This window comes from Roseateles sp. UC29_93 (genome assembly GCF_042695725.1).
GTDB lineage: Bacteria > Pseudomonadota > Gammaproteobacteria > Burkholderiales > Burkholderiaceae_C > Roseateles > Roseateles noduli_A.
Genome location: NZ_CP170545.1, coordinates 2,870,272 through 2,889,601, shown reverse-complemented (window position 1 = coordinate 2,889,601; position 19,330 = coordinate 2,870,272). Strand labels below are relative to the sequence as shown.

General features: G+C 68.1%; 20 protein-coding genes. 10 read left to right on the top strand and 10 right to left on the bottom strand.

The genetic code is table 11. From position 1 onward, the window contains the following. Positions 1-10: 10 nt before the first annotated feature. From ACFJIX_RS13470 to ACFJIX_RS13455, 4 genes are all read right to left on the bottom strand, one after another. Positions 11-469 carry a (2Fe-2S)-binding protein gene (locus tag ACFJIX_RS13470; protein ID WP_377160787.1) on the bottom strand — a complete coding sequence of 153 codons (459 nt, stop codon included), beginning with the start codon at positions 467-469 and terminating at the stop codon, positions 11-13. Continuing rightward, positions 466-1,272, bottom strand: a complete 807-nt coding sequence (locus tag ACFJIX_RS13465; RefSeq protein WP_377160784.1) for a hypothetical protein — start codon at positions 1,270-1,272, stop codon at positions 466-468. Before ACFJIX_RS13465 ends, ACFJIX_RS13470 begins: the two co-directional genes overlap by 4 nt. Before the next feature lie 314 nt (positions 1,273-1,586). Continuing rightward, positions 1,587-3,152, bottom strand: coding sequence for a diguanylate cyclase (locus ACFJIX_RS13460; RefSeq protein WP_377160782.1), 1,566 nt, complete (start codon positions 3,150-3,152; stop codon positions 1,587-1,589). A 65-nt stretch (positions 3,153-3,217) separates the two neighbouring features. Continuing rightward, on the bottom strand, positions 3,218-4,141 hold the full coding sequence (locus ACFJIX_RS13455) for a class I SAM-dependent methyltransferase (RefSeq protein WP_377160780.1): 924 nt from the start codon (positions 4,139-4,141) through the stop codon (positions 3,218-3,220). Between the two features lie 109 nt (positions 4,142-4,250). Here ACFJIX_RS13455 and ACFJIX_RS13450 point away from each other — a divergent pair, with 109 nt between their 5' ends. The 8 genes from ACFJIX_RS13450 to ACFJIX_RS13415 all read left to right on the top strand — a co-directional run bounded on the left by ACFJIX_RS13450 (position 4,251) and on the right by ACFJIX_RS13415 (position 11,297). After that, positions 4,251-5,084, top strand: a complete 834-nt coding sequence (locus ACFJIX_RS13450; protein ID WP_377160777.1) for a helix-turn-helix domain-containing protein — start codon at positions 4,251-4,253, stop codon at positions 5,082-5,084. Beyond that, positions 5,081-5,674, top strand: a complete 594-nt coding sequence (locus ACFJIX_RS13445) for a PIN domain-containing protein (RefSeq protein ID WP_377160774.1) — start codon at positions 5,081-5,083, stop codon at positions 5,672-5,674. The genes ACFJIX_RS13450 and ACFJIX_RS13445 overlap by 4 nt, the downstream gene beginning before the upstream one ends. A gap of 228 nt (positions 5,675-5,902) precedes the next feature. Further along, a complete protein-coding gene (locus tag ACFJIX_RS13440; RefSeq protein ID WP_377160772.1) occupies positions 5,903-6,379 on the top strand; it encodes a hypothetical protein in 477 nt (158 codons plus the stop codon). A 330-nt stretch (positions 6,380-6,709) separates the two neighbouring features. Then, positions 6,710-6,994, top strand: a complete 285-nt coding sequence (locus tag ACFJIX_RS13435; protein WP_377160770.1) for an EF-hand domain-containing protein — start codon at positions 6,710-6,712, stop codon at positions 6,992-6,994. A 489-nt stretch (positions 6,995-7,483) separates the two neighbouring features. Further along, positions 7,484-8,575 (top strand): HlyD family secretion protein, encoded by a 1,092-nt coding sequence (locus ACFJIX_RS13430; RefSeq protein ID WP_377160767.1) that lies wholly within the window; start codon positions 7,484-7,486, stop codon positions 8,573-8,575. Beyond that, complete coding sequence (locus ACFJIX_RS13425; RefSeq protein ID WP_377160764.1) at positions 8,572-8,826, top strand: hypothetical protein; 255 nt, start codon at positions 8,572-8,574, stop codon at positions 8,824-8,826. Before ACFJIX_RS13430 ends, ACFJIX_RS13425 begins: the two co-directional genes overlap by 4 nt. Further along, positions 8,823-10,982, top strand: a complete 2,160-nt coding sequence (locus tag ACFJIX_RS13420; RefSeq protein WP_377160761.1) for a peptidase domain-containing ABC transporter — start codon at positions 8,823-8,825, stop codon at positions 10,980-10,982. The genes ACFJIX_RS13425 and ACFJIX_RS13420 overlap by 4 nt, the downstream gene beginning before the upstream one ends. Before the next feature lie 120 nt (positions 10,983-11,102). Continuing rightward, positions 11,103-11,297: a hypothetical protein gene (locus ACFJIX_RS13415; RefSeq protein ID WP_377160758.1), complete on the top strand. Its 195-nt coding sequence runs from the start codon at positions 11,103-11,105 to the stop codon at positions 11,295-11,297. Between the two features lie 172 nt (positions 11,298-11,469). Here the strand turns inward: ACFJIX_RS13415 and ACFJIX_RS13410 are convergent, their stop codons facing one another. From ACFJIX_RS13410 to ACFJIX_RS13395, 4 genes are all read right to left on the bottom strand, one after another. Continuing rightward, complete coding sequence (locus ACFJIX_RS13410; RefSeq protein ID WP_377160756.1) at positions 11,470-12,261, bottom strand: transporter substrate-binding domain-containing protein; 792 nt, start codon at positions 12,259-12,261, stop codon at positions 11,470-11,472. Between the two features lie 216 nt (positions 12,262-12,477). Beyond that, positions 12,478-13,179 carry a dienelactone hydrolase family protein gene (locus tag ACFJIX_RS13405; RefSeq protein ID WP_377160753.1) on the bottom strand — a complete coding sequence of 234 codons (702 nt, stop codon included), beginning with the start codon at positions 13,177-13,179 and terminating at the stop codon, positions 12,478-12,480. A gap of 48 nt (positions 13,180-13,227) precedes the next feature. After that, entirely contained in the window at positions 13,228-14,322 is a 1,095-nt protein-coding gene (locus tag ACFJIX_RS13400) for a porin (protein WP_377160751.1), read from the bottom strand. Positions 14,323-14,341: 19 nt separating this feature from the next. Further along, entirely contained in the window at positions 14,342-15,994 is a 1,653-nt protein-coding gene (locus tag ACFJIX_RS13395) for a CPBP family intramembrane glutamic endopeptidase (RefSeq protein ID WP_377160749.1), read from the bottom strand. A 190-nt stretch (positions 15,995-16,184) separates the two neighbouring features. On the opposite strand from ACFJIX_RS13395, the gene ACFJIX_RS13390 reads away from it, so the two are divergent. Both ACFJIX_RS13390 and ACFJIX_RS13385 read left to right on the top strand, forming a co-directional pair. Beyond that, a complete protein-coding gene (locus ACFJIX_RS13390; protein ID WP_377160746.1) occupies positions 16,185-16,379 on the top strand; it encodes a hypothetical protein in 195 nt (64 codons plus the stop codon). A gap of 143 nt (positions 16,380-16,522) precedes the next feature. Beyond that, positions 16,523-17,344: a substrate-binding periplasmic protein gene (locus ACFJIX_RS13385; RefSeq protein ID WP_377160743.1), complete on the top strand. Its 822-nt coding sequence runs from the start codon at positions 16,523-16,525 to the stop codon at positions 17,342-17,344. 270 nt (positions 17,345-17,614) lie between these two features. Here ACFJIX_RS13385 and ACFJIX_RS13380 read toward each other — a convergent pair whose 3' ends face one another. After that, positions 17,615-18,469 carry an ureidoglycolate lyase gene (locus tag ACFJIX_RS13380; protein WP_377160741.1) on the bottom strand — a complete coding sequence of 285 codons (855 nt, stop codon included), beginning with the start codon at positions 18,467-18,469 and terminating at the stop codon, positions 17,615-17,617. 81 nt (positions 18,470-18,550) lie between these two features. Then, the gene (locus tag ACFJIX_RS13375; RefSeq protein WP_377161766.1) at positions 18,551-19,303 is read right to left on the bottom strand and encodes an SDR family oxidoreductase; all 753 of its coding nucleotides are present in this window, start codon (positions 19,301-19,303) and stop codon (positions 18,551-18,553) included. Positions 19,304-19,330: the final 27 nt, after the last annotated feature.

Sequence of the window (19,330 nt, the reverse complement as noted above, 5' to 3'; positions counted from 1 at the left end):
TCGATCTCCTTCAGGCCAGCGCGAGCGCGGCGTCCTTGACGGCGGCATGGATCCGCACGTAGGTGCCGCAGCGGCAGAGGTTGGCGCTCATGGCGGCGTCGATGTCGGCGTCGCTGGGCTTGGGGTTGGTCTTGAGCAGCGCGACGGCGGCCATGATCTGGCCGCTCTGGCAGTAGCCGCACTGCACGACGTCGTGCTTCACCCACGCGTCCTGCACGGCCAGCCCGATGCGGTCGCCGCCGATGGCCTCGATCGTGGTGATCTGCTGGCCGGCCACCGATTCGATCGGGGTGACGCAGGCGCGGCGCTGCTCGCCGTCGATGTGCACGGTGCAGGCGCCGCAGACCGCGATGCCGCAGCCGAACTTCGTGCCCGTCATCCCCAGCGTGTCCCGCAGGACCCACAGCACCGGCGTGTCGCCCGGCACGTCGACTTGTTGCGCTTGCCCGTTGAGGCGGAACGAGATCATGGCTGGCTCCTGGTCACGCCGGCCTGGGCGGCGTTGTTGCTGTTGGCGTTGTTGGCGCTGTTGGCGCTGTTGCCGCCGGCGCCGCCACGGTTGGCGGCGTTGCTGGCCGGGGCGTCATCGGTGGCGAGGGCGCGCAGGTGATCGACGACGCCGCGTGTCGCATCCGCCTTCGTCGTGCCGACGGACTTGCGCAGCGGCTCGGTGGCGTCACAGGGCGCGCCGTTGCGGATCCAGGATCGGACCTGCTCGTCGAAGGTGGCCTTGTCCAGCGGCGGCAACGCGCGGCCGGGTCCCGGCTTCCAGCCCCAGGCGACGAGGTGGTCCGTGACCATGTGCTGCTCGAGCATCGCCAGCGAGCGGTTGCCGTTGGTCCTGGGCTCGCGGAAGACCTTGCACAGCGCCGCGCCTTGCAGGCCGACCCAGTTCATCTTCATGTTCGCCGGCGGCATGTGCCAGCCGGGCTTGCCGTCGGTCTCAAGACCGGGCGGCGCATGCTGCAGCGGGCTGTTCTGCGTCGAGTGGCAGGTCGCGCATTGCAGCGGCGCGACGCCCTTGCCATCGGCGCCGCGCTGCACCGGTGGGTAATGCAGGCGGCTGAAATCCCCCTGCAGCGGAGAGTCCGGCACGTGACAGTTCAGACATCGCGGATGCTTCAGCACGCGCTCCAGCTGTGCGAAGGCGGCGAGCCCTTCCTGCCGGTTCGGCGTGGCCGAGATCGGCGTCGGTTGAAAGTTGGCGGGACCGTCGGCCGCGTGGACGAGCGGCGCGGCGGCCGCCAGCCCCAGCACCGCCGTGCACGCCACAGCGCAGGATGAGGTCAGCGGCCCGGACCGCACGGAATCCCGCAAGGAACCCCACAAGGAATGCCAAGAGGAACCCCACGAGGATTCCCAAGCGAAGCGAGCACCCATCTCGACCTCCTGATTGCTGCGGCGTGACCCCGGAAGAAGCCCTGCAGGCGTCCCCTCGGAGCGCCCCTGGCAGTCTAAAAGGCACAAGGGGTCACGGCTTGCCTGATGCGACGCGAAACTTGCCGATCCAGCGGCGGCGGTGACGGGCAAAACTTGCGCCTGCTGGCGTCGGCGCGGGCGCTCAATGGGCGCTCAACGGGCGCGGTTCAACCGGTCTGGACGCCGTTTCGCCCCGCAGCCTTGACCCGATACAGCGCCTCATCGGCTTGGGCGAGCATGACCGACGGATCGACCGGCTGCAGGGTCTCCGCCACGCCCGCGCTGATCGTCAGTGCCGGACCGTCTGGCCAATGGGTGGGGCCGTGGGCGTGGAGGCGCTCCCGCACGCGGCGACAGACGGTCGCCGCCGTGCCGCGGTCGCCCTGGACCACCACGACGAACTCGTCCCCGCCGAGCCGCGCGGCGAAGTCCGTCGGCCGGCATTCCGAGACCAGCAGCTTCGCGACGATGCGCAAGGCCTCGTCGCCCGCGGCATGGCCGAAGCGATCGTTGACCTGCTTGAAGTGATCGAGGTCGATCAGCGCCAACCCGACCCCGGCGCCGAGCCCGGCGCGGTTCAGGACCCGCGCGAACAGTTCATCGAAGCCGCGCCGGCTCATCAATCCGGTCAGCGCGTCATGCCGCGACTCCCGGTGGGCGCGGTCGAAGTCCAGCGTGACCGCGAGCGAACGGGCCCGCTCCTCCGCCAGCGCCAGCACCTGCGTCTCGCGCCAGCGATAGAACTCCCGGTGCGCCGCGAGCGCGCTGCGGTAGTCCCCCAGCTGTTCGTGAGCCAGCGACGTCTGGAGCTCGAGTTCGTCCAGCAGGACCGTGGCGCCGCTGCGGGTGGCCGCCTCCTTGCCGCGCGCCAGCGCGTCGAGCGCCTTGGCGGGCTCGCCGGCTTCCAGCCAGGCGCGCGCCCGCGTCAACGACGCATAGAGCAGGCCCAGGTCGTTGCCGTGCGCGGTGAACGACGCTTCCGCCTCGTCCAGCGCGCGATGGGCGTCATCCAGGGCGCCCTGGGCGACCAGCGCGGTGGCGAGCGTGTCCAGGAAGGCGGCCCGGTCCCCCGGCAGCAGTTCCTCGCCATGTCGCCACACCTGGCGAGCCTCCGCGACGGCCTCGTCGGACCGCGCCCGCCAGTCGTCCTCCCGACGGCTCTTGGCGCGTTGCGCGCCGCGTGCGAGCGCCAGCGCGACGTTGCTGCGCAGCCGCAGCCTCAACGGGCTGGACACGCTGGGGGCGGGCAGCTCGAGCGCCTCGCGGAGCACGCGCGCGGCCTCGTCGTGGCGGCCCATGTCGTTGAGCACCACGCCCAGCACGTTGTGGACGCAGGCCTGGACATCGGGCCAGCCGCTGCCGCGGGCCAGCGGCAGCGCGCGGTTCAGGTCCTCCAGCGCCAGCGCCTGACGACCGCCGATGAGATTGCGGATCGCCAGCGAATGCAGCACCAGGGCCTCGCCGCTGAGGGCGCCTTCTTCCTTGAAGAGTTGCCGGGCCCGCAGGGCCGTCGCGTCGGCGGCGTCCAGATCGCTCTGCAGCGCCTGGACGCGCGCCAGCAGCGCCAGCGCATAGGCCAGGTGAAGACGCTGCCCGGAACGGGTGAACTCGCCGATCTCCTGCTCCAGCTGCGCATGGGCCTGCGCATGGCCCAGTGTCAGCGTGCGCATCAAGCGCGCGACGTCGGGATCGGCGCGCAGATCGCGCTCGAAAGAGAGGACTGGGTCGGACATGGTGGCGAATGACTGCTTCGGTCGTCGGGCTGCGCAGGCAGTTCTGCGAGCCGATGACAAGGACGTTATGGCGAGGGGTTCCGGTACACCAGCACCTTGAGCGAACGTTCGTCCGACAGGTCGGCGAAGGCCTCGGGATTGGCGACGCGTTCGATGAATTCGAGCGCAGGCGCTTCCGCCGCGATCGTGTCGCGCAGGAAATCGGTGCCGAGCTTGGGCGTGTTCAGGCACACGAGCGCATGGCCGCCGGGCGCGAGCAGTTCGGGCAGCTTGCGGGCGAGCCGCGCGTAGTCCTTGGTCGCGACGAAGCTGCCCTTCTGGTAGCTCGGCGGGTCGAGCACGACGAGGTCGTAGGGCGCGCCGCGCCGGATCTTTCCCCAGGAGTTGAAGATGTCGTGCGCGTGGAACGCGGCGCGGTCCTGCACGCCGTTGAGCTGGTGGTTGCGCCGGCCGGTGGAGAGCGGGCCGCGCGCCATGTCGTAGTTCTCCACGGCGCCGGCGCCGGCGTGCAGCGCGACGACGGAGAAGGCGCAGGTGTAGGCGAACAGGTTGAGCACCGTGCCGCCCGGATGCGCCTGCGCCCAGCGCCGCACCCAGCGGCGGCCTTCGGCCATGTCGAGGAAGAAGCCGTGGTTCTGGCCGTGCGGCAGGTTGACGTGGAAACGGACGCCGTCTTCCTCGACGACGTGCTCGTCGGGCAGCGCGCCGGCCATCAGGCGGTTGGTGGGGCGGTTCTCGTCGCGATGCTGGAAGAGCCAGTTCAGCGGCTCGCCGGGCGCGATCTCGGCCCAGCGCGCGGCGAGCGCGTCGCCGATGCGGACGAGTTCCTCGTCCGCGACCGGCGCGAAGCTGGTCAGCAGGAACACCGGCGGATAGGCGTCGAGCGCCCACTGCTCGCAACCGGGGAACCGGCCGCCGCGGCCGTGGAAGACGCGGCAGGCGTCGGTGGGCCGCTGGAGCGTGGCGATGGCGTCGAGGAGCGCTTGCATGGGAGGGTTCGGGGAAGGGGCGTCAGTGTAGACAGGCGGCGCTGACTTCGACTGGTTAGCTTTCTTTCGTTATTTTCGAGTTCATGGTGACGGCGCTAGGATAAGCCGCATGAGCACCTCGAAGCCTTCCACCTCCGCCCGTCCGTCTCGCAGCCGCCGGGCGACGCCGCCGCCCGCGCCGACGGCGGAGATCGAGAAGCCACGACGCAGATCGAAGCCGATGCGTCTCGCGCCGGGCGCGAGCAACAGCGCGCCGGAGTCCGTCAGCGCCGCCATCCAGCGGGCGCTCGCGATCTGCGCGCATTTGAGCGAAGACGATCCCTACCCGGCACCGGAGGCCCTGGCCGACGTGCATCGCACCCTGGAGCAGGCGCTGACCGATCTGGAAGTGCTGGCGAGTTCGGTGATGCGGGTGAGAGATCAGACATTTGGGGATCGACGAGTGAAAGTCGACTATCTGATGGACCCGACCCAGCCGGGATCAGTACTGCTCAGGCTGGTGCCGTCGACGGCGCCGGGCGTGGTCGAGCCCGCATCGGATCTGATCCGGACATCGGAGGCGGCGAAGCTGCTCGGCTTGAGCCGGCCGCATGTGGCGATGCTGTGCGATCGGGGCGAGTTGGGCACGGTCGAAGTCACGCAAGGGGGGCAGCGGCGCGTCGCGCGAGATCGCGTGCTGGTGTACCGCGAGGAGCGTCTGCGCCGGCGTGCGCATCTGGACAAGATGAACGAGCTGGTCGCTCCTCTCATGGAGGCAGAACTTGCGGACGCGATGGCCGCCTTCGAACGCGCCGGATGGCGCTTTGCCACCGATCGCGCGGACAAGAACGCGGACTCACCGTCGTCAAGCAAGAAGCCCGCTCGACAGGTGGACAGTCCCAAGGAAAAACCTGCGGCCAAAGCGTTCAAAGGCAAATCGACCAGGGGACCAGAGTCTGCATGAAGCGTCTTCAGAAGTGCCCCTCGCCAGCCCTGGAAGCGCTGGTCGAGTCAGATTCCCTCGCAGTGTTTCTCGATGCCAACGTATTGATCCCCCAATACTTGCGCGCCGTCTTTCTGGACTTGGCTGAAGCCGACATCTTCCAGCCGTTCTGGTCTCAACAAGTCATCGCCGAGGTGAAGAGAAATCTCTGCTTGCCTGCTGGCAGTTTTCGTTTGCCGAAGGCGCGTGTCGATCGCTTCTTGCGTGAGATGCGATCCAGCTTCCCTGGGGCCGTGGCACCAGACTGCCGGCATCTGGAATCGACCTTCTCCGGGCTGGCCGACGCGAAGGACCTGCATGTCGCTGCCAGCGCACTTGGCATCAGCCAAAGTGTCCCCGGCGGCAGGGCCGTGGTGCTTGTCACCGCCAATACGCGCCATCTCCCGCATTCGGCTTTTGAAGGCACGTCGGTCTCGTCAACAACTCCTGATGCATTCCTGGATGCCGTTTTTCTCGACACCGTGACGACACGGGCCTGGTGCTCGATGCGCTTTGCCATCGGTTCAAGCGACCGCCGATTGGCAGGTTGGAGCTCGTCGGCTGTCTGCTGAATACCGGCTGCGTCAACTCGGCGATGCGCTTGGCCGACCATCGGGGCCTCGGTCTGCAAAAACCGTTGAAGGCACATCGAGGTGGCGCCAAACCTTGACCGTGTCCGACTCAGTCGAGTCGGTGGCCGGAGCGCACGAAATCGCATCCCCTCCAGGAGGGATTGGTTTCCTTTGACTGCCAGATACAGTCTTGCCTTCCACAAGAACAAGCGATTCCAGGGGGGCGCCATGGCATTTCAGGCGCAGAAGAACATGCAGCGGTCCGACTTCAAGGACTGCTTGAGGACAACGGTGATCGCGGTCGCGCTGACGTTGCCGACCCTCGCCGCGCAGGCGCAGCAGGTCTACAAATGGGTCGACGCCAATCGGCGGGTGCAGTACTCGCAGCACAAGCCGACCGACGCCGCCACGCCCCACACCGAGGTCAAGCCACCACCGCCAGCCCAGCCGGTACTGGCGCCTCCCTCCGTCTCTCCGTCGGCATTGGAGTCCCGGAAGAAGCAGCCGGTAGCCACCCCGGCACCCCGGCAGACCCCTTCCGTGCCGCCCTCGCTGTCTGAAGGCCTGAACCGGGAGACCGACGCCTATCGATGCGCGCTGGCCAAGGACATCCTGGCCGGCGCGGTCCGGCACTCGAATGGGGCCCGGACCGACGACCACGATCGCCAGGTCGCGCAGAGCGACATCCGCTTGTTCTGCAAGTAAGCGTTGCCCGCGAGGCCGTGGGAACGGTCTCATGTCGCCAAAATGCGATTTCTGCGACACGTTCCAGCGATATGTCGTCGGCGACGACATGACATCGGACTCATGTCGCCAAAACGCGATTTCTGCGACATGAGCCTTTTCCATGTCGTCGGAACTCGATTCTTGCGACACGTTCTATCGACGTGTCGCTATCAGCGGCATGTCGTGTTGTTGCGCCCGACGACGCCAACGACACCCCCGGCTACACCCGTTGACGAAGCTTTACCGGCGGCGCATCAACGGCAGCGCATGCGGCGGCGAAGCTACGGACTCCACTTCAGCGGAGTTCACATGAAAGCAGTCCTGACCGCCATGGCCGGCGCCGTGATCGCGACCCTGGCCCTCACCGCCCTGCCCGCGCATGCGCAGAACGGCAAGGCCGCCCAGAAGCTCGAGGACCGGTTCGCCGCCGCGGACAAGGACCACGACGGCAAGCTCACCAAGGCCGAAGCCGAGGCCGGCATGCCGCGCCTGGCCAAGCACTTCGACGAGGTCGACACGCAGAAGTCCGGCGCCGTCACGCTCGACCAGGTCAAGCAGTACGCCGCCGCCCAGATGAAGGACCGCAAGAAGTAAGGCCTCCGCCCGGACGCGCCGCACGCTCCCGACGGCGCAGGGCGGACGAGAGGCAACGACTGGCCCCCTTCGCGGCGCCCCGCCCTCCCCGGCGTGGGCGCCGCGCCACATCCGGGCCACAAATCCGTTGGCGGACACCGACCGCTCCTCCCCGATCCTGAGCAGCCAGTTTGTGGGATCTGCGGAAGCCTCGCCCTCTTCCAGGGGAGTTCGACCGGTCGACAACCACCCATCTGGATAGCCCGACGACATCGACGTGTGGTGCATCCACACATCCGCGCCATATCCACGGCGTCGATAGCCTGGACGCCTCGACACGAGCATGTCTCCGGGAGGAAATCAATCCTCTTTCGGAGCCCCCTCCCCGCCGACGATCCGACGGCGTGGAAGCGTCGAAGAATCCGACCTGTTGCCGCAGCCGCGGCGTCACGGGCGAACTCACATCTCATGTTTCGGGCAGCGGTCAGGGAGGCACGGCAGGCCTCATGGATGGGGAGCATCCGCGTCGCGCAGCGACCGGAGTCCGCGCTCGTCGCGGCGATCGCGGTGGTGTTGGCGCTGGCGTTGATCGGCTTCGCGCTGATCGGACAGGTCTCGCGCAAGGCGCGGGTGCCCGGGCTGCTGATGCCGGTCGGCGGACTGCTGCAGGTCGCCGCGCCCCTGGCGGGCCAGGTGGAGGAACTGCTCGTCGACGAAGGCGACGAGGTGCGACGCGGGCAGCTGCTGGTGCGCGTGCGCAGCGAGCGCCTGGTCGACGGTGGCGACATGACCGCGCTCAACCTGCGCGCGGTCGAGGCGCGTCGGGAGAGCCTCGACACCGAGCGTCGACTGCAGCGGCGTCAGGCGGAGGAGCATCGCGAGACGATCATCGGCCGACTGCGCAGCCTGCGCGTCGAGACGGACCAGGCGAGCGAGGAACTGGACATGGTCCGCCAGCGCGTCGGGCTCGCGCAGCGGAGCCGCACACGCTACGCCGCGCTGGCGGCGAACGGCTACGTGTCCGAGATCCAGGCCCAGCAGAAGGACGAGGAACTGCTCGACCTCCTGGCGCGGGAGCGCGGCGCGCAACGGGCCATCGAAACGCTGTCGCGCGACGCCCGGGCGCTGGAGGCGGAGCTCGCCTCGATCCCGACGGGCCTGGCCACCTCATTGACGCAGCTCGATCGCGTCGTCGCCCAACTGGAGCAGGAACGCGCCGAGCTGCAGGCCCGGGCCGGCGTCGCCGTCACCGCGCCGCGCGACGGACGCGTGAGCGCGTTGCCGCTTCACGCCGGACAGGCGGTCCAGGCTGGTCAGACCCTGGTCACCCTCGTTCCAACGCCAGATGCACTGAATACGTCGATCACGCCGAACACGTCGAACACATCCGGCACATCGAATGCTTCGAGCGCATTGGCCTCATCGACCAGCTCGCGCACATCGAGCTCGTCGACCGCGGGCGCAGCACCACGCCTGCTCGCCCAGCTCTACGCGCCGAGCCGCACCGTCGGCTTCGTCCAACCCGGTCAGCCGGTGTGGCTGCGCTACGCCGCCTATCCGTACCAGAAGTTCGGCATGGCCCGGGCGAGGTCGCCCACGTGAGCCCGACCCCCATCGCGCCGCAGGACCTCCCAGCGGGCCAGGCACAGGCGCTCGTCAGCGCGGCGCAGGCCAACGAGCCGCTCTACCGGATCGACGTGCGGCTGGACCGCGAGGACATCGCCGCCTACGGCCGCGCGCTCCCCCTGCGGGCGGGCATGGCGCTGGACGCCGACGTGACGCTCGAACATCGCCGCATCTGGGAATGGGTGCTGGAACCGCTGCTCGCAACGGCCAAACGGGTCCAGCCTTGACTGTCCGCGCCCAGCCCCTCCTCCAGTCCGAGATCGCCGAATGCGGCCTGGCCTGCCTGGCCATGATCGCGACGGCGCACGGGACCGCCGTGACCCTGCACGAGCTGCGCCGCCGCTTCCCCGTCGCGCTCAAGGGGATGCAACTGCGCGACCTGATCGACGCGGCCGCCGGCCTCGGCCTCGCGGCCCGGCCGCTGAAGCTGGACCTGACGCTCCTGGGCAAGCTCGCCATGCCCTGCATCCTGCACTGGGACCTGAGCCACTTCGTCGTGCTGACGAAGGTGCGCGGCCGGGTCGTCACCGTGCTCGATCCCGCCGTCGGCGAGCGGCGGCTGACGCTCGCCGAGGTCTCCGCGCATTTCACCGGCGTCGCCGTCGAGCTCAGCCCCACGGCCTCGTTCCAGCCCGCCGCGCCCGCGCCGCGCGTGTCGCTGGGCGCGCTCACCGGCAAGGTGCTGGGGCTGCGCCGCTCGCTGACGCAGATCCTGCTGGTCGCGCTGGTGCTGGAGCTCTTCGCGATCGTCGCGCCGCTGTGCAACCAGCTCATCGTCGACGACGTGCTCAGCGCCGGCGACCGCGACCTGCTGAAGGTGCTCGTCATCGGCTTCGGCCTGCTGCTCGTCACGCAGACGGCGCTCGGCCTGGCGCGCTCGTGGATGCTGATCCTGCTCACGCAGACGCTGTCGCTGCAGTGGCGCGGCAACGCCTTCGCGCACCTGCTCCGGCTGCCGGTCGGCTTCTTCGAACGTCGCCACCTCGGCGACATCACCTCGCGCTTCGGCGCCGTCGAGGCGATCCAGAAGACGCTGACCACCTCCGCGATCGAGGCCGTGCTCGACGGGCTGATGGCCGTGGCGGCGCTGGTGATGATGGCGCTGTACGCGTGGCCGCTGGCGCTGGTGGTGCTCGGTTCCGTGGCGCTGTACGGGCTGCTGCGCTGGGCCGCCTACCGGCCGCTGAAGGAGGCCTCGGCCGAGCGCCTCGTCGTCGCCGCGCGCGAGAGCACGCACTTCCTCGAGACACTGCGCGCGATGACGCCGCTGAAGCTGTTCGGCCGCGAGCAGGAACGCCGCGCTCAGTGGCAGAACCTGATCGTCGAGGTCCAGAACCGCGACGTCCGCACCGCCAGACTGTCGATGGCGATGAGCGCGGCCAACACCTTCCTTTCCGGCGTGGAGAACCTGCTGGTGCTGTTCCTCGGCGCCGGCCTGATCCTCGACGGGCAGCAGGCCGGCGCCGTGACGATGACGGTGGGCATGCTGTTCGCGTTCCTCAGCTACCGGACGCAGTTCACCGGACGCGTGTCGGCGCTGATCGACTTCGTGGTCGAGTTCCGCATGCTCGGCCTGCATGCCGAGCGCCTGGCCGACATCGCGCTGGAACCGCCCGAGCTCGACGAGGCACCGGTCAGCGACCTCGCGCACCTGGACGCGAGCCTGGAGCTGCGCGACGTCAGCTTCCGCTACGGCGAGCGCGAGCCGTGGATCCTGCGCCATGTGAGCCTGACCGTGCCGGCGGGCCAGAGCGTCGCGATCACCGGACCGAGCGGCGCGGGCAAGACGACGCTGCTGAAGCTGCTGCTGGGCCTGCTGGAGCCGGTCGAGGGCGAGGTGCGCTACGGCGGCATGCCGATGCGGCAGCTGGGTCTGAAGAACGTGCGCGGCCGGATCGGCACGGTCATGCAGGAGGACGTGCTGCTGACGGGGTCGCTGGCGGACAACATCGCCTTCTTCGACGCCCGGCCGGACCTCGAGCGCGTGCGGGCCTGCGCGTTGATGGCGCAGATCGACGAGGACATCCGCGAGATGCCGATGGGGTACCAGACGCTGGTCGGTGACCTCGGCAGCGGCCTGTCGGGCGGCCAGAAGCAGCGGCTGCTGCTGGCGCGCGCGCTGTACCGCGGGCCGACGATCCTCGCGCTGGACGAGGCGACGAGTCACCTGGACGTTGAGCGCGAGCGCGCGGTGGCGGCGAACCTCGCCGGCCTGCCGCTGACGCGGCTGATGATCGCGCACCGGCCAGACACGATCGCGGGCGCGCAGCGCGTGGTGGTGCTGGAGCGCGGCGCGTTGCGGGAGGCCACGCCTCTCCCCCTTCCGGTGGCCCCCATCGCTGCCCTCTCGCGGGGGAGTTTCTTCCCGGGCTCGTCGACCTAGAGTTGATCGCACATCGACGACGGAACCAGCCTTCCAAGGCGACCTCGCCGATGCGTGTTCATCCGCGGCATGGGGCTGCGGATGAGTGGATCCTCATGACTGACATGACTTGAAAGGTCGATGATGTTTGAAGAGCTGACGACGCAGGAGATCGCGCTGGTGAGCGGCGGTGATAGCTGGGCCGGAACGCCCGAAGGCCGCGCACTGTGCCAGGCCACGGCGGAGTTCCTGACGGGCACGGCGAGCAGTGCGCAAGCCCAGGGAGAGGTGGCGGGCGCGTACGCGCTGACGAAGACGCAGAACAAGAGCCGCTGATCGTGGCCCTCGGGCCGGGACGTCTGCGAGAGGCTTGCAGACGTCCAAGAAAAGGGCCGGCGCGAGGCATCGCGTCGGCCCGTTGCGGTGATCCATCGATCACCGGCGGATCATGGGATCGATCCGCAAGTTCGATCAGCCATCCGGCGGCGATCCACCGGACGTTCCGCGATCACTTGTTGTCGATCGGCTTGCTGACGTCGCGCTCGAACCATTTGGTCGAGATCTTGGCGTAGGTGCCGTCGGCCTGAAGGTCGGCGAGGGCCTTGTCGATGGCCGCCTGGAACTTGGGGCTGCCCTTGCGGAACGGGATCGCGTTGGTGGCGGGTTTGCCGATGGCGGCACCGGCCTTGATGGGCAGCTTGGTCTTGTCCTTGAGGTAAGGGATCAGCAGGCTGTCGTTGAGGGCGGCGTCGATGCGGCCGGTGGCGAGGTCCTGCAGGTACTCGGTGGCGCCGGGATAGGTGCGCACGTCGGTGCCTTCCCAGGACTTGGCGAGTTCGGCGAAGTTGCTGCCCTGGCCGACGCCGATCTTCTTGCCCTTGAGGTCTGCGGCGGTGTTGAGCGGGCGGGTCTCGTTGGCGCGGATGATCAGCTGGGGATACGAGGTGACGTAGGGGGCGCTGAAGTCGAAGGTCTTGCGGCGCTCGTCGGTGGCGGCGACCTGGTTGACGATGACGTCGTACTTGCCGGCCTGCAGGCCGGCGAGGATGCCGCTCCACTCGGTGGTGGTGAATTCCGGCTTGACGCCGAGCTTGGCGGCGAGGGCCTTGGCGATGTCGACGTCGAAGCCGTCGAGCTGACCCTTGGCGTCCTTGAAGTTGAACGGCGGGTAGGTGCCTTCGACGGCGACGCGCAGCGTGCCGCGCGACTTCACGTCGTCGAGCAGATCAGCGGCCTGGGCCGCGATGGAGGCGCCGGCGAGCAGCGCGGCTGCGATCAGGGAAGTGCGGAGTGCTTTCATGGGGCCCCTCGTTGTTCGTAGGAAGGGCCGATGTTGCCACCAGTCGCCCGCGTCAACGGGCATATGGATATGCCGTGCAAGACATGAGGGACAGCATGAGGGACAGGCGGTCGCATCCCAGGTCCGCTGGGAACCCGACGCACGGGCTGAGCGTCCGCACAGGCCGAGCGTGCGCCACGGACTGAGCCTGCGGCGCAGGCTGTGGGGCGATGGCGGTCAGACGCTGCCGAGGTGCTCGCGGAAGAACGCGATCGTGCGGTCGTTGGCGAGGGTGGCGGCCTCGGCCTCGTAGTGCTGGCCGCCTCGGCGCGCGAAGGCGTGCGAGCGGCCGGGATAGGTGTGGATGGTGATGTTCGGATTGCCGGCGAGCGTGTCGCGGATCAGCTGCTGGGCCTCGGCGGGCATGTACTCGTCGCTGCCGGCGAGGTGCATCAGCAGCGGGGTGGCGATGGCGCGCCCTTCCTCGACGTAGCGCTCGGTGGCGCCGCCGTAATAGGCGACGGACGCGTCCGTGCGCTCGCGGGCGGTGGTGAGGAAGGTGAGCAGGCCGCCGAGGCAGAAGCCGGTGATGCCGACCTTGCCGTTGCAGCCGGGCAGGCCGCGCAGGTGCTGCATCGTGGCGGCGGCGTCCTCGACGCCGGTATCCACGTTGAACGCCTGGTAGAGCGCGAAGCCCTTCTTCCATTCCGCTTCGGAGCCGTCGGACATCTCGACGCCGGGTTCGAGGCGCCAGAACAGGTCGGGGCAGGCGGCGATGAAGCCCTGGTCGGCGAGCCAGTCGCAGGTCTCGCGCATGTCCTTGTTGATGCCGAAGATCTCCTGCATCACCGCGACGGCCGGCGCGGAAGACGCCTTCGGTCGGGCGAGGTAGGCGCCGAACGAGCCGGCGGGCGTCGTGATGGTGATGCGTTCACCCATGGCGGGTCTCCTTGAGCGGTTGGCGACGAAAAGGTTGACGACGGAAAGTCAGAACGCGTGCCGCATCCCCAGCGCGAACACGGTGGGCTTTTCCCCGACGCCGACGCCCAGCGGATTGATCGCGAAGTCGTAGGCGGCGCGCGCCTGGTTGTCGATGCGCGAGACGTAGGCGTAGAAGCCGGTGCGCTTGGACAGCGTGTAGTCCGCGCCGAGCGTCCATTGCCGCGAGCCGGTGTCCTCGCCCGCCGCGATGAAGCCGATGCGCGTGCCGGCGGGGCCCTTGCCCTCGCCGGCATGGGTGAAGCTGGCGCGCAGGTTGGTCGGGCCGATCTGCCAGGTGGCGGCGACGAAGGCGCTGTCGCGCGTCAATGCGCCGAGCGGCGTCTCGTAGCGCAGGCGCTCGACCGCGGCGGCGAGGCGGCCGGGGCCGAAGCGATAGGCGGCGCCGAGCTTGGTGGCGGAGTCGGTGAGGTGCGGGCCCTGGTAGTCACGGTGCTGCTCGTGGGCGAGCGCGAGGTTCCAAGGGCCGTCGTCCCAGGTGATGGACGCGGAGAGGAGCTGCGGGCGGGCGCCGTTGGGGCCGACCTCGCCGTCGTTGAAGGCGTAGGCGACGCGGCCTGTGAGGCCGTTCCACGCGGGGGTCCAGTACTGGACGATGTTCTGCTGCCGCCGGTCGAAGGACGCGGTGTTGCCCAGGTGGTTGGTGGTGGGCGCGGAGCCGTTGGCCATCAGGGCCATGTAGCCGGCGGTGGTGGGATACCAGGGGTCGAGGGTGCTGGTGGACAGCAGGTACGGCGTGCCCCAGTGGCCGGCAAACAGCAGGCCGTAGGGGGTCTGCAGCCCGACGCGGGTGTCGCGGTTGGCGAGGGACGGCCCGACGCCGGTATCGAGGGCGAGCGAGCCCTCGATCTGGAACAGCGCCTGGACGCCGTCGCCCAGGTCCTCGACGCCGCGGAAGCCGATGACGGAGCGGTTGTTGGACTCGCGGTTGACGGCGCGGTCACGGGGGGCATGGCTCGCGTCGGCGTGCTCGAGCGACACGTTGAGCCGACCGTAGACCGTGACGGTGGATTGGGCGTGGGCGGCGGTCGCGGCGAGCGCGAGACCGCCAAGCATGAGCGATGGGAAGGAGCGGTACTGCATCGGAGCGGGCGAGGTGGCGTCACGCCGATGTTGGCGCGATGCCGCAAGTCGCGGCTCTCTCGTTCGGGGGAGAACCAAGTCGCCGTGCGTTCGCCTCGGCTGCCATGCGCCACCACCATTCGAACGCCACAGCGAGCGCCAATACCAGCGCGCCAATGAGCGGTGCCGCGCCAGCGAGGACGTCGGAAGGAATGAACAGCGCGAGCGTGAACTTGGTGCTATTGATCAGCGAGAGGGCGATGTTGAGCGTCAGGTGCAGGGCGGTCGTGCAAACGATGGATCTTGTCCGCATGAAAACGACGGCGAAGAGCAAGCCCCCCGGTATGACGAACACGGCGCTTTCCAGCGGATGGAAGGCGGCGAAATGCAGCGCGCTGGTCACCACGCCGACCCACTCGCTGCGGAAGAGCCGACTCAACAGAGGTTGGACGAGCGCTCGATGGACCACCTCTTCCTGCAGCGCAGCGACGAACAGCGGCAGCACGGCCCCAAGCCAGAAGTGCGGACTGGTGGTGAATGGGCTGAGAGGAGCAAAGAAGCCTGCGCGGAACGCGTCGGGTACCGCGATGCTCGCGGCCAGGAACGGCACGGCTGCAGCCACGACCGCCAGGCCGAAGGTCGCTTTCGGACGGACCGCCAAGAGTTCGCGCAGCCTGGGTCCCTTGCCCAGCGCCGCAAGTGCGATGACCGGCACGACGGCCTGGATCAACAAGTCCATGCGCGTCACCAGCCCTCGAGTCATCCATTCGTTGATATCGATGACGGATCGCCACGCGGGTGCGAGCAGCCTGCCGGTGAGCTTGAAAAGCACGTATGCAAAGAACATCAGCGCCAGGCTTTTCGCGCTTGCCTGGGTCAACTGAAGCAGGCGGGGCGATCGCCGATACCGGAGTTCGACACCGACCGCGAGCAGCAGAAGACTGAGGACCACGAGCGCCTTGGTGCCCATGAACTCGCTGGGTGTCAGAAAGCTGGCGACCATGAAGGTGCCGCCTTGCAGGATCCCCAGCGACAGATCGAGGGCGACACGAATCGCCGTGGTGCAGAGCAATGACCGGGTGTGCATGAACACGATGCCCAGAAGCACGGCGGAGCAAGGGGTCTCGACGCGATGGCCGTGCTGATCCATCACCAGCAGGATGACCGTGAAGCCCAGGCCGATCCACCTGTTGCCGGACATGCGGGTGAGCGTGGACTGCAGGATCGCGCGATTCCAGATTTCCTGCTGGAACGCGCCGAGCAAAAGCGCCAGTACTGAAATTGACCAACTCGGGAAATGAGTGACCGGATTGACCGGGCGGAATGCCGAATGAATGGCTTCGGGGTTCACCACGAATGTCATGACGGCAACCAGCACCAGCGTCGCGGCGACCAGGGTGAGGCTGAGTGGAAGCTGCGGACGCAACAACTGGCACCACTTGGGGCTTGCATCCCAGCGCACGAATACCGCCAGCAGCGCGAGGCCGGAGAGGGTCAATTCGATATTGAGAAAGAGCCGGAATTCCCCGCGGTATCCAAAGTCAAAGATCGACCACAGGTGCGGCCCCTCAATGAACTCGGGCCAATTCCTGAGCGCCACCGCCACGATGAGGAAAGGCACCCACCGGGCGATGTGCAGCAGCTTTCGGAAGACCGACGTTTGATGGAAAAGTCGCGCGGAAAGTTCAGACATGACTCAGAGCAGGAGGCATTGGAGCGCTGCATCCTAGGCATGCAAATGGCCTGCAGATATGCGCAGCTTTGTGCCAGCGCTTATGAGGAATATTCGAGCGGGCCATCAACCGGTAACTTTCGCGTCGTGGATCTTTCGCTTCCACTCGCACCGAGCGACTCTCGGAGATTCGAAAGCAAATATGCAAGTCTTGACTGACCAAGAAATCGACGTGGTGTCCGGCGGTGACAGCTGGGCCGGCACGCCCGAAGGCCGCGAACCGGTCCCGATGCAGAGCTATATCGAATGCGTGAGAGATCAGTCCGGCTGGTCAGGCGTCGGGGAGAATTCCGCCATGATTTCCTGTGGCGTCCGAAAGATCCTCGAGATGTTCTCGACCGACTGAGGCATTCCCTCCCACGGGCGCTTCGGCGCCCTTTTTCATGCCGCTCGCGGCCTCCCAACGCTTCCTTCACCAAGCCTTCAACCATCGCGGCTAGTCTCCCACCAAAGCCGGACACACCGGTGCGGAAGAGAGCGATCGTGGCCATGCAGCGCGTCAAGGGCGTGAGCGTCGGGGAGGATCCGCAGGCGGCGGAGGGAGTGACCGCCCGCGTGCGGGGGATGGGTGTGCGCCGTCGCGCGGTGGCGCTGGCGCCGCTGCTCGCGCTGGTCGCGGGCGGGAAGGCGGCGGGTGCGCCGGTGATGCCCGTGATGCCGGTCGTGCCGCTCGCGCTGCCGGAGGGGATCAACATCGCGCGGATCAAGCCGGTGCTCGAGCTGATCGGCCGGAGCGCCGAGCTGGCGTGGGACTGCCAGCTGGTGCCGGTGCCGCGCATGCTGGCGATGGTGGAGAACGGCTGGACGATGGGGTTCGGGGCCGGGAAGTCGTCGAACCTGTCGTCGCGGCTGCTGTTCTCGGAGGACGTCTTCGTCAGCGGGGTGTGGCCGATCGCGCGGAGCGAGGTGGATCGGGAACTGCGCGCCGTGGAGGACCTCAAGGGCCTGCGGGTGTGCGTGGTGCGGGGGCTCGACTACGGCCGCGCGCTGGAAGCGGCGAAGGGGTCGATCTACGCGGCGGAGTACGTGTCCGGGGATTTCCGGACGAGGGTCCGGCAGCTCATGGCCGGCCGGTGCGACGTGCTGCTGGCGAATCACTTCAACACGGATGTGCGCGCGCTGAGGCAGCGCATCGCCGACTCGGGCGGCAACCTGGAGCGGCTGAAGGTCGGCCCGTCGCCGCTGGGGACGCTGGGCGAGCGCTTCGTGGCGGCGCGGGGGAGCAGTCTGGCGGCGCTGATTCCGGCGCTGGATCAGGCGGTGAGGAACAATCGGCGCGAGATCGGGCAGCTGCTAGCGGCGGAGGAGTGAGGATCCTGCGTCACACCGTGAGCGCTACGCCCCGCTGATCATGCCCTGCTCCAGACCCGGACGCGGCGCTTCGCTGGAGGATGCACGGATGTCGTCGACGACGCTCCGCTCGGTGGGGTCCAGGCGCCGTAGGCTCGCTGGTAGAGCTTGTCGGCGACGTAGGCCTTCGCCGCCGCCGAGAGGCGAGGAACCCGCGGTCATGAATGGCATGACCTGGCACCAGTTCGAACTGCAGATCGGCGAGGCGTTTCGGCAGCACGGTGACGCGGCTCACGCCGCGACGGTCTTCTGCGTCTGCACGCCCAGCCCTTCGATGCCCAGGCGCATCGTCTGGCCCGGCTTCAGGTAGACAGGCGGCTTCTGGCCCAGGCCGACGCCCGGCGGCGTGCCGGTGGAGATGACATCGCCCGGCTGCAGGCTCATGAACCTGCTGAGGTAGCTGACGATCTGCGCCACGTTGAAGACCATCGTGCGCGTGTTGCCGTTCTGGTAGCGCTTGCCGTCGACCTCCAGCCAGAGGTGCAGCGCCTGCGGATTCGGCACCTCGTCGGCCGTGACGAGCCACGGGCCGATGGGGCCGAAGGTGTCGCAGCCCTTGCCCTTGTCCCACTGCGTGCCGCGCTCCAGCTGCCATTCGCGCTCGGACACGTCGTTGACGACGCAGTAGCCGGCCACATGCTTGAGCGCGTCGGCTTCCTCGATGTAGCTGCCACCCTGGCCGATGACGACGCCCAGCTCCACTTCCCAGTCGGTCTTGACCGAGCCGCGCGGGATCTTCACGTCGTCGTCCGGGCCGGTGATCGCGCTGGTCCATTTGGCGAACACGACCGGTTCCGTCGGCACGGGCAGGCCGGATTCGGCGGCGTGGTCGGCGTAGTTCAGGCCGATGCAGATGAACTTGCCGACGCGGCCGACGCAGGAACCCACGCGGAGATCCCGCTGGGGCGTCCCTGCCACCAAGGGCAGCGTGGTCGGGTCGATGGCGCCCAAGCGATCCAGTCCTGCGGGCGTCAGGACATCACCCGCGATGTCGGCAATGAGGGCCGACAGGTCGCGGACACGGCCCTGTGCATCGAGGAGGCCTGGTTTTTCCTGGCCCGTCGGGCCGTAGCGCAGCAGTTTCATGGATGGTGTCCGCCGTTGCCTTCGACCCGGAAGTGTGGGTGTGTGTCGATCCGCTTCATGAGGGTGCTCTTTCCTTGCGGTTCAGATCGTCACGCCGCCATCGACCAGGACGGCCTGTCCGGTCACGAAGCGGGACTCGTCGCTCAACAGGTAGACCACCTGCGGCGCGATGTCGTCCACCGTGGCCAGGCGGCCCACGGGCTGCCGGGCGATGAAGTCCTTCTCCGCTTGCAGGGGATCCGCAGCCGCGGCGATGCGTTGGCGAAGCGACGGCGTATCGACGGTCCCCGGACACAGTGCGTTGCAGCGCAGTCCCAGCTTCGCATAGTCTGCCGCGATGGCCTTCGACATGCCGATGACGGCCGCTTTGCTGGCGCCATAGGCGAAGCGGTTGGGAAAGCCCTTGATCGACGACGCCATCGAGGCCATGTTGACGATGGACGCGCTACCGCCGGTCGTGGCGACCCTGTCCAGCATGCCGGGCAGGAACGACCGGATCAGCCGGTACGCGCCCTTGACGTTCACGTCGAAGCTGAAGTCCCAGTCCGCTTCATCGCAGTCCAGCACCGAGCCGTGGTGGACGTAGCCGGCGCAGTTGAAGAGCCCATCAAGAACTGGCACGGAAGCGGCCAGCTGCTTGACCTGAGCGCCGTCTCGCACGTCGAGCACGTGGGTCACCAGGTTTCCGGATTCAGTGGCCAGAGACTCCAGCAAGCTGCCATTCAAATCCGTGGCGATGACCTTGGCGCCTTCTCGGGCGCAGGCCAGCGCGCTGGCGCGGCCAATGCCCTGCCCGGCGGCCGTGATCAGGATGGTCTTGTCTCGGAGTCTCATGGCGTTCTCGCTGTTCACCAATGAACT